The following is a 13,146-nucleotide window of genomic DNA, read 5'->3' on the forward strand; positions in this document are numbered from 1 at the left end:
CCGCGTCTCTGCGCGAACCAATTCCTTCTTCGCGCCTTCGCGCGAACCCCAAACTTGCCGCCCTCCCCCCGCGGCCCTAAAGGCCGGCGATGGACCATATTTCCGATCGCCGCACCTTTGCGATCATCTCCCACCCCGACGCCGGCAAGACCACGCTGACCGAAAAGCTGCTGCTGTTCGGCGGCGCGATCCATCTGGCGGGTGAGGTCAAGGCGCGGGGGGCCGCGCGGCGCGCCCGGTCGGACTGGATGAAGATCGAGCAGCAGCGCGGGATTTCGGTCACGTCGTCGGTGATGACGTTCGAACGCAACGGGCTGACCTTCAACCTGCTCGACACGCCGGGCCACGAGGATTTTTCCGAAGACACGTACCGCACGCTGACCGCCGTCGATTCGGCAGTGATGGTGATCGACGCCGCCAAGGGCATCGAGCCGCAGACCCGCAAACTGTTCGAAGTGTGCCGGCTGCGTAGCGTGCCGATCATCACCTTCGTCAACAAGGTCGATCGCGAAGGCCGCGACCCGTTCGAACTGCTCGACGAAGTCGCCGACATGCTCCAGCTCGACGTGTGCCCGATGACGTGGCCGGCGGGCATGGGCGGGCAGTTCGAGGGCATCTACGACCTGGTCGACAACCGGCTGTTGCAGCCCGAGGTCGGGACGAAGGATTTCCAGGGCAAGGTCGAGCAGTTCACCGGGCTGGACGATGAACGGATCGATGCGGTGCTGTCGGCGGAAGCGGCCGAGCGGCTGCGCGAGGAAGCCGAGCTGGCGACCGGCGGCTATGCGTCGTTCGATGGCGAAGCGTATCGCGCGGGCGACCTGACGCCGGTCTATTTCGGGTCGGCGTTGAAGGAATTCGGCGTCGATTCGCTGATCGACGCGATCGCCAAACACGCCCCGCCGCCCCGCGCGCAGCCGGCCGAACCGGCCCCGGTCGATCCGACCGACGACCGCGTCACCGGGTTCGTGTTCAAGGTACAGGCGAACATGGACCCCAACCACCGCGACCGGATCGCGTTCATGCGGCTGTGTTCGGGCATTTTCAAACGCGGCATGAAGCTGACCCCGACCGGCCACGGCAAGCCGATCGCGATCCATTCGCCGATCCTGTTCTTCGCGCGCGAACGCGAACTGGCCGACGAAGCCTATCCCGGCGACATCATCGGCATCCCCAACCATGGCACATTGCGCGTCGGCGATACGCTGTCGGAGCGGGCCGATGTGCGCTTCACCGGGCTGCCGAACTTCGCGCCGGAAATCCTGCGGCGCGTGGTGCTGAAGGACCCGACCAAGACCAAGCAGTTGCGCAAGGCGCTGGACGACATGGCCGAGGAAGGGGTGACGCAGGTTTTCTACCCCGATATCGGGTCGAACTGGGTCATCGGCGTGGTGGGGCAGTTGCAGCTCGAAGTGCTGCTGAGCCGGCTGGATGTCGAATACAAGGTCGCGGCGGGGCTGGAAATGGCGCCGTTCGAAACCGCGCGCTGGGTATCGGCGGGCGATCCGGCCGACCTGAAGGCGTTTACCGACTTGCATCGCTCCGCGATGGCGAAGGATCGCGACGGGAACCCGGTGTTTCTGGCGAAGAGCGCATGGGAGGTCGGCTATATCGCCGATCGCTATTCCAAGGTGACGTTCGCGGCGACGCGGGAGCGGTAGAGGGATTCACGCGAAGCCGCGAAGAGCGCGATGACGCAGGAATTGGTTCGCGCAGAGGCGCGGAGACGCGGAGGGGTTCCGGGCGCGACGGCTGACATCGATCCGGCGAAGCCTCTCGTCCGCTGCACCCTAGGCGCGAGAGCCGCTGTCGCGGCAAGCGCCCTTCTCTGCGTCTCGGCGTCTCTGCGCGAACCTCTTTCCTTCTTCGCGCCTACGCGTGAACCAAATCACGCCACCCAGTCGCGCTCCAGCCGGCGGCTCGCGAGCGCCATCAACGCACCGGCCACCAGATACAGGCACAAGGCCGCCGCGATCGCGTAGCGCAGAGACTCGCTGCCATAGGTCGGCACCAGCCCCTTCGACAATTCGCCGACGACCCAGCTACCCAGCCCCAGCCCGATCAGGTTGTTGATGAGCAGGAAACAGGCCGAGGCCGTGGCGCGCATATGGGCGGGGACAAGATGCTGGACGGCTGTCAGCACCGGGCCGAGCCACACATAGACCAGCGCCTGCGGCAGCAGGAACAGCGCGAAGGCGGCGACCCAGCCGCCCGACAGCACGCCCGCGATGAACAGCGGCGTGCCGAGCACATAGCACAGCGCGGGGAGCAGCGCGTACCAGCGCTTGTCGCGCGCGCCGAGCCGGTCGCCGAGCGATCCGCCGAGCAGGATGCCCGCCACCCCACCGGTCAGCAGCAGCGCGCCGAAGAACTGCCCGGTCTGGATCAGGTCGAGGCCGAAGCTGCGCATCATCAGGCTGGGCAGCCAGAACGCCACGCCATAGCCGCACATCGATCCGGCGGCCGCGCCGAATGCCAGCAGCCAGAAGCTGGGCTTGGCGGCGAGAATGCCGAACACGCGGCCGACGGGGATGCGATCGGCGGATGCGGCGGGGCGCGGCGGGTCCTTTACCAACAACCGGAAGAAGGGAGCGATGACGAGGCCCGCCAATCCGACGGTGTAGAAGGCGGTACGCCACTCCACCGCCTGCGCGATATAGCCGCCGAGCAGCACGCCGCCCGCCGCGCCCAGCGGGATGCCGAGCGAATAGATGGCCAGCGCCCGCGCGCGGCGTTCGGGCGGAAAGGTGTCGGCGATCAGCGCATAGGACGGGGCGACGCCGCCCGCCTCCCCCACGCCGACGCCGAGGCGGAACAGGAACATCTGCGTGAAGTTCTGTGCCGTGCCGCACAGCGCGGTGAACGCGCTCCAGACGGCAAGGCTGAGGGTAATGACCCAGGTGCGGCTGGTGCGGTCGGCGATCAGCGCCAGCGGGATCGCCAGTGTCGAATAGAGCGCGGCGAAGGCGAGGCCGCCCAGCATCCCCATCTGCGAATCGTCGAGACCGAGGTCGCGCTGCACCGGCTGCGCGAGGATAGACAGGATCTGCCGGTCGAGGAAGTTGAAGCTGTAGACCAGCAGCAACATGGCGAGGGTGATGCGGGGGTTTTTCATTGGGACCCTCATGCTCCTCCCCGGCACGGGGAGGGGGACCATGCGTAGCATGGTGGAGAGGGGTCGCCACCTCCACCACGGTTGCGATTGGGCACACCCCCCTCCACCAGCTTCGCTGGTCCCCAGCACCGGGTTGACCATGCCCTGTATGGTCAAGGATCGTCCGGGGGACGATCCGACCCGGCGCTCCGTACCGGGGAGGATTTAGAACTTTACCTCGAACGTCGCGGTCGCCGTGCGCGGCGGGCCGTAATAGCCGATGATCGAATTGCCGAAGAGCGCGCCGGGGAAATTATAGCCCCCCACCCGATACCGCTGGTCGGTCAGGTTGCGCAGCCCCATGCCGAGACGGTAGCGGCCGTCGCCCGAAATCCAGTTGGCTGAGGCATTGACCAGCGCATAGCCGTCCTGATCGAGCGCGGGCGTCGGGATTTCGAACAGCGAATAGTCGCTGCGCAGCGTGACCTCGGGCGTCACCGACAGCGAACCGCCGGCAAAGTCGGTCGAGGCGGTGAACGACGCGGCGGCGGTGAATTCGGGCGTATTCTGGAACACGCGTTGGTTCGCGACGTCGACCGGCGTGGTCCCGCCATTGATGAAGGTCAGGAATTGTTTGTAGTCGGCATTGGTGTAGCCGAACGACAGCTGCGCCGAGAAATTGCGCGACGGGACCATGCGGCCCTCGATCTCCAGTCCGTAGATGTCGGCCTTGCCGGCATTGTCGACGAAACTGGCGATGCCGCCAGCGACGTTGGGCACCTGGATCGTGACCTGCTGGTCGGTGTAGCGCGAATAATAGCCGGCCATGTTCAGGAACAGCGTGCGGTCGAGGAACGCGCCCTTCATGCCGACTTCGTAGCTGGTGATCTTTTCGGGATCATAGCCATTGACGGTGGTCGGCGTGAACACCGCGTCGCCGCGCATGTCGAACCCGCCCGACTTGAACCCCCGGCCCCACGACGCATAGAGGTTCAGGTCCTCGCGCGGCTCATAGCTGATCGACACGCGCGGGGTGAACTGGTCAAAGCTGCGGTCGTTGGTGTAGTCGGTGCGGATCAAACCGGGCACCGCATTGGCATTGCCGAAGCGGGGCGAGCGGATGCCGGTATAGTTGCGGCGAAAGACGGTTCCGGTCTTGTCATCCTTGGTATAGCGCAGGCCGGCCGACAGCTTCAGCCGATCGGTCACGTCGAAGCTGACATCGCCGAACGCGGCGTAGCTCTTGGTCTTCACCTGTCCCGACGTCAGCGTGGTCAGGTTCAGCCCGCCCAACACCGTATCGAACGCGCCCGACGCATCGGCGTTCAGATAATAGAGACCGACGACGCCCTGCACCCGGTCGCCCTGCAACAATAGCTGCAATTCCTGCGTGAACTGCCAGTCGTCATATTCCGCCGGCACGTCGAGCGTCGGCAGCGCGGTATTGTCGAAATCGATGACGGTGTTGGTGGCGCCTTCGCGGTACGCGCTGATCGATTTGAAAGTCAGCAGGTCGGACAGCTGGAACTCGCCGGTCAGCGACAGGCCCTGCGCCACCACCCGGTTGCGGTCGCCGATCCCGGCGCGGGTATCGTAGACATTGCCGGTCGGGGCATAGCGTGCATCGGTGCCGTTCCCGGTCAGGCGGGTGCCGTGGCGCGGGTTCGACCGGTCGAGCGTGCGGTCGCCGGCGACGCGGACGAAAATCGCATCGGTCGGGGTCCACTCGGCCGACACGCGCGCCGCCAGCACGTCCTTGTCATACTGGTCGGCACCGGTGGTCAGGTTGGTGCCGTAGCCATCGCGCTTGTAGCGGGCGATCGCGCCGCCGATCGCGAAGGTATCGCCGATCGGCACCGTCACCTGCCCGACCAGATCGAACTGGTTGTACGAGCCATAGGAGGCGCGGGCGGTGGCGGCATAATCGTTGCCTAGCCGCTTCGTCACATATTTGATCGCGCCGCCGATGGTGTTGCGGCCGTACAGCGTACCCTGCGGCCCGCGCAGCACCTCGACCCGTTCGACGTCGAAGATGTCGAGCACCGCGCCCTGCGGCCGGGCGACATAGACGTCGTCGAGATAGAGGCCGACACCGGGTTCGAAGCCCCAGAGCGGGTCCTGCTGCCCGACGCCGCGGCTGAAGGCGATCAGCGTCGAGTTCGACCCGCGCGCGATCTGCAGCGTCAGGTTCGGGGTCTTGTCCTGCAGCGCGGTGATGTCGACCGCACCGGTGCGGGTCAGTTGGTCACCGGTCACGACCGACATGGCGATCGGCACGTCGATGACGCTTTCGGCGCGGCGCCGCGCAGTGACGACGATGTCGCCATTGCCTTGATCCTCGACCACCGACGCCGCTTCGGCGGGGGCGGCGGGCGGGGTTTCCGTGGTTTGTGCGAGCGCGGGCGATGCGACGAGTGCTGCCCCCACAAGCAAGCTGGAACGGATTCCGAATGTGCGACGCATCGACCTCTCCCTGATTTGAACGCCACCCTTTGGCCGGGTTGTACGCCGTTGCGCTTCGCTATACTGAAAGCTGAACCGGGTTTCAACTTATGCCCGGCGGGGAGAGGAGAAAAATCATGGCGACCGACGCTGCCGGTCCCGGCGACCCTACGCCGATGGACAAGGTGCCGCGCACCGAACGCGGTCGCCGGACGCAGCGTGCCATCCTCGACGCCGCTGCCGCCGAATTCGGGGAAAAGGGATTTCACGAAGGGTCGATCAGCGGAATCACGCGACGCGCGGGCGTGGCGCTGGGCAGCTTCTATACCTATTTCGATTCGAAGGACGCGGTGTTCCGGGCGCTCGTCGCCGATATGTCTGCGCAGGTGCGCGATTTCGTCGGCCCGGCGATACGCGAGGCGGACGGCCGCATCGCGGCGGAACATGCCGGGTTGCTGGAATTCATCCGCTTCGTACGCAGCCACAAGGAAATCTATCGCATCATCGACGAGGCGGAGTTCGTCGATCCCGCCAGTTTCCGGCGGCATTATTCGACCACGGCCGAACGCATCGCCGCGCGCATCCGCACCGGGCCGGACGATGCCCAGGCGGAAATCCACGCTTGGGCAATCATGGGGATGAACGTGTTCCTGGGCCTGCGCTATGGCGTGTGGGACGAGGATCGCACGCCGGAGGCGGTGGCGGATACCGTCGCGGCGCTGCTGGCGCGGGGGATCGGGTCGCGCGAGGAGGCAGAGCGAGAATAGGGGCGAGAGGGGCTTAGCGGTTGACCGGACCGCCCCGGACGTCATCCCACCGAAGGGCGGGATCTTCCTGCAATGACGCATTGCAGGAGCCGCTTGATGCCCCGGCCTGCGCTGGGGCGACGTATCTGGCGGAAGAACCTATTTCTTCAGCAGGTCTGCCAGCCCACCCAGCGCCGACAACGGTTTCGCCTCCTCCTCCTTCAGCACGCCCGCCGCGCGCAGTGCTTCCTCGGCATGGGGACTGCGCGGATAGGGATCGAGCGCGAGCGCCAGCGTTTCCGCCGCCGCTTCGCCGAGATCGATCGACGATCCGGCGTAGAACATCGTGTCCATCGCTTCGTCGTCCAGTTCGAACTCGCCGTCCTCCACGCTGCCTTCGGGAAGGAAGCGCAGGGTGAAGGGTTCGTCGACCGACTCGGGCACCGGCTCGCCGCTGGCGACGCAAGGTTGCGCGACGTCGGCCCGGACACGCCCGGTGGCGACGATGCCGGAGGCGTCGCGTTGCAGGGTATAGTCGGCGATCAGCATATCGAGCGCGAGCAAGCCGAAACGGCCCATCAGCAGTCGGCGTTCGTCGCCATCAGCCTCGATTCGCTGATGCAACGCGCCCTCCCCGATCTGGTCGATGCGGACGGGGCGGTGCAATTCGGGCGTCATGGCAGGGTTCCGGCAAGAAGATCGTCGATGGCCACGCCGTCCAGCGCGGCGCGGAAGGATCGCAATTCGGTCGCGACATGGGTGAGGGCGGCTGCGTCAGGCTCCACGCCGCGATACAGGTTACGGACCAGCGCGGCATCGAATGTACCGTCCGCCAGCCCGTCGCGATAGGCGCCCAGCCGGCCACCCAATGCCGCCATCATCCGCCCGATATGCTTGCCGACGACCATGTCGCCAAAGCCGATCTGGCGGAGCTGGCCATCCATGTCATCGACGAAACATTCGGCAAGGCTGGCGGCAGGCGCGGCCCCTGCCCCCTCGCCCTCCAGCCGTAGCATCACCATCGACAGGACGGCGGCGATCATGTCGAACCGCCCGTCGAGCGTGTCGGGTACGCCCCCGGCCAGATACCAGTGCGGCATCCGCCCACGCGCGACCACCGCGTCATACAGCTTGGCGGCAATGCGCGGCGGCGGCTCGCGACGGAACAGACGGGATAGACGCATGACTCTCCGGACGGGACGGTGAAGGGCGCGCTTGTGGATAACGCGGGTCCGTCATATTGAACGCATGGCTGCGCGATGCAATCTCGCGTGCCCGGTCGCGCGTTCGCTGGACGGAGATTTTATGGTTCGGTTCCCCACCCGTGGCGCAGTGGCGCTGATGATCGCCTGTGCCGCGGCGGGCCTGGGAGGCTGCACGAAGCTGCGCAGCCATCAGGGCTATGTCATCGATCCCGATCTGGTCAACGCGGTGCAGCCGGGCGTCGATACCCGCCAGTCGGTGTTGCAGACGCTGGGCACGCCCACCTTCGTCGGCCAGTTTTCCGACCGCGAATGGTTCTACCTCTCGCGCGACAGCCGCAATCTGGCGTTCAACCGCCCGCGTGCCGTCGATCAGACGACGCTGAAGGTCACGTTCGACCAGGCGGGCAACGTTACCAAGATCGACCGTACCGGCGTTGACCAAGTGGTCGGCATCAGCCCGTGGGACAAGAAGACCCCGACGCTGGGCCGCGAATCGAACTTCTTCCGCGATCTGTTCGGCAATATCGGTACGGTCGGCGCTCCCGGCACCGGCGGGCCGGCGCAGAACCGCTAAGGCTGGATATTCCGGGGCCGATGCCGCCCCGGACCCTTTCAGAACGCTGACAACTCCATTCGCGGCGCGTTCAGCGCGACTCGGGCATTCCATCCTCATCACGAGGACAGGAGCAATCCCGATGCGAAAGATCATTCTGGCCGCGCTGGCGGCGACCGTCGCCCTTCCCGCCGTTGCGACGCCGGCCATGGCCCAGTCACGCCATGAACTGCGTCGCGACCTACAGGATATTCGCGAAGAGCGGCACGAATATCGTCAGGCGCAACGCTATGGCAGCCCCCGCGACATTCGTGACGAACGCCGCGACCTGAACCGCGCGCGGCGGGAATATCGGGAGGATCTGCGCGATCGCGCGTGGGGCCGCAACGACTGGCGTACCTATCGCGAGGGCCATCGGAACGTTTACGCGCGCGGCAACTGGAACGCGCCGTTCCGGTATCAGACGTTTCGCCCCGGACTGGCGATCGGTCGCCCCTATTACGCGCAGCGCTACTGGATCGCCGATACCGGCCGCTATCGCCTGCCGCCGGCACGCGTGAACCAGCGCTGGGTGCGGCATTATAACGATGTCGTGCTGGTCGATTACCGCCGCGGGCGGGTGATCGACGTGATCCGCAACTTCTATTGGTAAGTCGCGGTTCGGCCGCGCCGTCGATACGCTCGGCGCGGCCGGTGCGCGAGCACCAGTCCCGAAAGGGGGATTAAGGACCGTTTTTGCGAACGTCCCGGTCCCCCGACGGTTCAATCGCGTCGCATAAAAATTAAAGATGACCGCGATGCTGCAGGTGCGTACGACTTGTCGGACACCCCCGCCCCGGCTTAGATCGCACCGGGGCAGCTTCGGGGGAAGGGCATGGATGGGGTCATCGCGTGGATCGACGCGATCGCGCGTGAAACCATGTTGTTCGCCGGAGTCGGGTTCCTGATCGGCGGGCTGGACGATCTGGCGGTCGATGGCGCGTTTGTACTCCGTGCAATCCGCCGGTGGTGGCGGGATGCACCCGACCTGACGCTCGACGATTTCCCCTATGACCGCTGCACGGGGCGAATCGCAGTGCTGGTGCCGGCATGGGACGAATCGGCGGTGATCGGCGCAATGTTGCGCGCGACGCTGGCGCGGTTCGATCATCCCGACTGGCGCCTGTATGTCGGCGCCTATCCCAACGACCGCGCGACCATCGCCGCGATCGTCGCGGTCGCGACTGAGGATGATCGAGTGCGATTGACGCTGACGCCCGCTCCCGGACCGACGACCAAGGCTGATTGCCTGAACGCATTGTGGCGCGCGGTCGTCGCCGATGGCGCGGCGGAGGGGCGACCGTTCACCGCGATGGTGCTGCACGATGCCGAGGATGTGGTGCATCCGGGCGAATTGCGGGTGTACGATCACCTGCTGGGTAACGCCGACACGGTACAGCTTCCCGTCCTGCCGCTGACCGATCCGGCATCGCGCTGGGTATCGGGCCATTATATCGACGAATTTGCCGAGGCGCATGGCCGGCAATTGCCGGTGCGCGGCGCTCTGGGCGCCGAATTGCCGCTGGCCGGGGTCGGCTGCGCCATTTCGGCGGACATGCTGGCACGCATCGCCGATCGGCGCGGCGGATTGCCGTTCGATGAAACCAGCCTGACCGAAGATTACGAACTGGGACTGACCGTCCGCGCGCTGGGCGGGCGGGGACTGTTCGTCCGGGTGCGCGAGGTGCCGGGCGGGCCGCCGGTCGCGGTGCGTGCCTATTTCCCCGCGCGGCTGGACGCCGCCGTCCGGCAAAAGGCGCGGTGGATGACCGGTATCGCCCTGTCCGGATGGGACCGGATCGGATGGCAGGCGGGCGGCGGCCTGCACGAACACTGGATGCGGATGCGCGACCGGCGGGCGATTCTGGCGATCCCCGTACTGGCGATCGCCTATATCGCGCTGACCGCGTGGGGGCTGAGCGGGATGCTGCATGGGCTGCGCGGGAGCAGCGCCACACCGGTCGACCCGGCCCTGCAACTGGTGCTGGCGATCAACCTGTGCCTCCTGGTGTGGCGGACCGCGATGCGCTGGGCATTGGTGCGCCATGCCTATGGCCGGGGCGAGGCGTGGCGATCGATCCCGCGAATGCTGGTCGGCAATCTGGTCGCGCTGCTGGCCGCGCGGCGGGCGGTGATGCGCTATGCCGCCACGCTGCGCGGACGCCCGGTGCGTTGGGACAAGACCGCGCATCACTTTCCCGACATCGCCGGACTGCCGGGCGCATGACGCCGGCACGCGGACGCCCGTTGCGCTTCCTGGCGCTGGTCACGGTCGGCTGGGTCGGTATGCGGGTCGCGTTGCTATGGCCCGAGGGCTTACCGCCCGAACATTGGGTTCGGATCGTGCTGCCAAGCGGGCAGGGCGACCAAATCGCGAAACCGGTCACGCCGTCGGGGCGTGACACGGCGACCGTATCGCAGCCGCGCGAACGGCGGATCGCGGGACGACCGGTCCTTGCATTGGAGCATATGCCGACGATCGCCAGCGGCCTACGGATCGAAACTACCCCCGTCGCGCCCGATCCCGGTCGGGTGCAGCTGGCGTTGCTGGCGCTGGTCGGTTTCACCTCGGCCGAGCCGGTCGAGCGGGCCGCCGCACCGATCCTGTCGCCACCGGTGCCACCCGAGACCGGCCCGCGCATGACGGTCAGCCTATGGGCATTGGCCCGGCCGGGCGCGGCGAGCGGCGGGCCGGTGCAACTGGGCGGCGGACAGGCGGGGATCCGCGTGCGGATGCCGGTAACGCCCGACGGGCGCGCGGCGGTCGCCGGCCGGATCGCGACACCACTGGTCGGGCAGGGGCGGGAGGCAGCACTGGGCGTCGAATGGCGACCGCTGCCCGCGCCGGTGGCGATGGTGGTCGAACGGCGTGTCGCGCTCAACCGGGGGCGGAGCGGCACCGGCATGGGCCTGATCGCGGGAATCGATCGGGGGTTGCCCGGCCATCTCGCGGTCGAAGCCTATGGTCAGGCGGGGGCGGTCGCGCGCGACGGGATCGAACCCTATGCCGATGGTGCCGCGCGGCTGCTGCACCCGGTCGCGACCATCGGGCGCAGCGCGATCCGGCTGGGGATCGGCGGCTGGGGCGGGGCGCAGCGGGAGGGCGCACGGCTGGACATCGGTCCCTCGGCGGTGGCGGCCCTGCCGGTCGGGCGCGGTACGGTGCGGCTGTCACTCGACTGGCGGCAGCGGATCGGGGGCACCGCCGCACCCGGATCGGGACCCGCGCTGACCATCGGCAGCGACTTTTGACGCGCCGGGTGGCACGCCGCCCGCGAACGCGGTAACCGGGAGGCCCATGGACCTCTACCTCCCCATCGCCAACCTGTCGGTCAATGCGCTGGTCATCGTGCTGCTGGGCGGCGGGGTGGGGTTCCTGTCGGGGATGTTCGGCGTCGGCGGCGGGTTCCTGACGACGCCGTTGCTCATCTTCTACGGCATTCCGCCGACCGTCGCCGCCGCCTCCGCCGCCAGCCAGGTGACCGGGGCCAGCGTGTCGGGCGTGTTCGCGCATCTGCGCCGCGATGGCGTCGATTTCCGCATGGGATGGGTGCTGGTCGCCGGCGGCGTGCTGGGGTCAGTCGCCGGGGCAGGGGTGTTCCGCCTGCTGCAGGCGAGCGGGCAGATCGATACCGTCATCGCCATCCTCTATGTCGTGATGCTGGGATCGATCGGTGGACTGATGCTGAAGGAAGCGATCGGCGCGGTGCGGGTGCTGCGCGGCGCGATCCCGCCCCGGCCGGCGCGGCGGCGGCATCATCCGCTGGTCGCGGCGCTGCCCCTGCGGTGGCGTTTCTATGCGTCGGGGCTGTATATCTCGCCGCTGGCGCCGTTGCTGCTGGGGTTCGCAACGGGGATGTTGACCGTGCTGCTGGGGGTCGGGGGCGGGTTCATCCTGGTGCCGGCGATGCTGTACCTGCTGGGCATGGGGACGCGGGTGGTAGTCGGCACGTCGCTGTTCCAGATCCTGTTCGTGACGGCGGCGGCGACGATGGTCCATGCGCTGACGACCAAGGCGGTCGACATCGTGCTGGCAGTGCTGTTGTTGATCGGATCGGTGACGGGGGCGCAGATCGGCGCCCGGTTCGCGCAAAAGGCCAAGCCCGAATATCTGCGCCTCGCACTCGCCATCATCGTGCTGGCGGTGGCGTTCCGCATGGCGCTGGGGTTGGGGTGGCGGCCCGACGACATCTATACGGTGCAACCGGCGTGAGGCGTGCGCTGGCCCTGGCGTTGCTGGCCCCGCTGACGATGGGGGCGGCGGCACCGGTGCTGGTGCCCGATGTATCGACGCGCGACGTCCAGATCGCCTATTCCTTTACCGGGGCCGAATTGCTGCTGTTCGGCGCGATCCTCTATCCCGGCGGGCGCGTGCCGCAGGGCGACCGACCGGCGGAAATCGTCGTGGTGGTGAAAGGCCCGCCCGAATCGATCGTGGTGCGGGAAAAGGAGAAGGTGGCCGGCATCTGGGTCAATGCCGATCGGATGCGCTATCGCTCCGCCCCGTCCTTCTACGCCATCGCCTCCGCCCGCCCGATCGAGCGGATCGTCGACGAACGGACGCGGGCGATCTACGAACTGGGTCTGGACAGCCTGCAATTGTCGCCCGCCGCCGGTACATCCGCCGAGGATCAGGCACGGTTCGCCAAGGGGTTCGTCGACCTGCGCGCGCGGGCAGGGCTGTATCGGGAGACGCCGGGCGCGGTCGAGATCACCGACGACGTACTGTACCGTGCGTCGATCTCTATCCCTGCGCGCGTGCCGGTGGGGAAGTTCACCGCCGAAACCTTCCTGATCCGCGACGGCCGGGTGCTGGCGGCAGCGGTACGCGAGATCGAGATCCGCAAGTCGGGGTTCGAACGCTTCGTGGCGATCGCCGCGAACCAGGCTTCTTTGCTGTACGGGCTGGCGGCGGTGCTGTTGTCGGTCGGTTTCGGTTGGGCCGCCGGCGCGTTGTGGCGACGGTTCTAGGCAGCGTGGACAAATTTGAGCCAGTATCTTGCGGTGGCGAGGTGGACCATGCCCAGAAAGCTGGTGGCTAGCTGGTCGTAGCGAGTGGCGATGGCG

Annotated in this window: 12 protein-coding genes; 8 read left to right on the forward strand and 4 right to left on the reverse strand. The window is 67.2% G+C overall.

Annotation, left to right across the window (positions count from 1 at the left end; all coding sequences use genetic code 11):
- The first annotated feature begins 89 nt into the window (after positions 1 to 89).
- On the forward strand, positions 90 to 1,661 hold the full coding sequence (locus ASE83_RS17910) for a peptide chain release factor 3 (RefSeq protein WP_055784905.1): 1,572 nt from the start codon (positions 90 to 92) through the stop codon (positions 1,659 to 1,661).
- A gap of 227 nt (positions 1,662 to 1,888) precedes the next feature.
- Here ASE83_RS17910 and ASE83_RS17915 read toward each other — a convergent pair whose 3' ends face one another.
- Positions 1,889 to 3,115 carry a spinster family MFS transporter gene (locus ASE83_RS17915; RefSeq protein WP_235513082.1) on the reverse strand — a complete coding sequence of 409 codons (1,227 nt, stop codon included), beginning with the start codon at positions 3,113 to 3,115 and terminating at the stop codon, positions 1,889 to 1,891.
- 204 nt (positions 3,116 to 3,319) lie between these two features.
- Complete coding sequence (locus tag ASE83_RS17920) at positions 3,320 to 5,521, reverse strand: TonB-dependent receptor (RefSeq protein ID WP_235515999.1); 2,202 nt, start codon at positions 5,519 to 5,521, stop codon at positions 3,320 to 3,322.
- Positions 5,522 to 5,673: 152 nt separating this feature from the next.
- On the opposite strand from ASE83_RS17920, the gene ASE83_RS17925 reads away from it, so the two are divergent.
- A complete protein-coding gene (locus ASE83_RS17925; RefSeq protein ID WP_055784914.1) occupies positions 5,674 to 6,303 on the forward strand; it encodes a TetR/AcrR family transcriptional regulator in 630 nt (209 codons plus the stop codon).
- 138 nt (positions 6,304 to 6,441) lie between these two features.
- On the opposite strand, the gene ASE83_RS17930 is transcribed toward ASE83_RS17925, so the two are convergent.
- The gene (locus ASE83_RS17930; RefSeq protein WP_055784916.1) at positions 6,442 to 6,960 is read right to left on the reverse strand and encodes a YceD family protein; all 519 of its coding nucleotides are present in this window, start codon (positions 6,958 to 6,960) and stop codon (positions 6,442 to 6,444) included.
- The gene (locus ASE83_RS17935; RefSeq protein WP_055784918.1) at positions 6,957 to 7,466 is read right to left on the reverse strand and encodes a ubiquinol-cytochrome C chaperone family protein; all 510 of its coding nucleotides are present in this window, start codon (positions 7,464 to 7,466) and stop codon (positions 6,957 to 6,959) included. Before ASE83_RS17935 ends, ASE83_RS17930 begins: the two co-directional genes overlap by 4 nt.
- Positions 7,467 to 7,587: 121 nt before the next feature.
- Here ASE83_RS17935 and ASE83_RS17940 point away from each other — a divergent pair, with 121 nt between their 5' ends.
- The 6 genes from ASE83_RS17940 (at position 7,588) to ASE83_RS17965 (ending at position 13,050) form a co-directional block, all read left to right on the forward strand.
- Positions 7,588 to 8,061: an outer membrane protein assembly factor BamE gene (locus ASE83_RS17940; RefSeq protein ID WP_055784976.1), complete on the forward strand. Its 474-nt coding sequence runs from the start codon at positions 7,588 to 7,590 to the stop codon at positions 8,059 to 8,061.
- A gap of 121 nt (positions 8,062 to 8,182) precedes the next feature.
- Entirely contained in the window at positions 8,183 to 8,692 is a 510-nt protein-coding gene (locus ASE83_RS17945) for an RcnB family protein (protein WP_055784921.1), read from the forward strand.
- 222 nt (positions 8,693 to 8,914) lie between these two features.
- Entirely contained in the window at positions 8,915 to 10,306 is a 1,392-nt protein-coding gene (locus ASE83_RS17950) for a glycosyl transferase family protein (protein WP_055784923.1), read from the forward strand.
- The gene (locus ASE83_RS17955; protein WP_055784926.1) at positions 10,303 to 11,331 is read left to right on the forward strand and encodes a hypothetical protein; all 1,029 of its coding nucleotides are present in this window, start codon (positions 10,303 to 10,305) and stop codon (positions 11,329 to 11,331) included. The genes ASE83_RS17950 and ASE83_RS17955 overlap by 4 nt, the downstream gene beginning before the upstream one ends.
- Positions 11,332 to 11,377: 46 nt before the next feature.
- A complete protein-coding gene (locus ASE83_RS17960; RefSeq protein WP_055784928.1) occupies positions 11,378 to 12,292 on the forward strand; it encodes a sulfite exporter TauE/SafE family protein in 915 nt (304 codons plus the stop codon).
- Positions 12,289 to 13,050 (forward strand): TIGR02186 family protein, encoded by a 762-nt coding sequence (locus ASE83_RS17965; protein ID WP_055784931.1) that lies wholly within the window; start codon positions 12,289 to 12,291, stop codon positions 13,048 to 13,050. The genes ASE83_RS17960 and ASE83_RS17965 overlap by 4 nt, the downstream gene beginning before the upstream one ends.
- Positions 13,051 to 13,146 lie beyond the last annotated feature (96 nt).

Origin of the sequence: Sphingomonas sp. Leaf32 (assembly GCF_001421765.1) — a bacterium.
Classification (GTDB): Bacteria; Pseudomonadota; Alphaproteobacteria; order Sphingomonadales; family Sphingomonadaceae; genus Sphingomonas.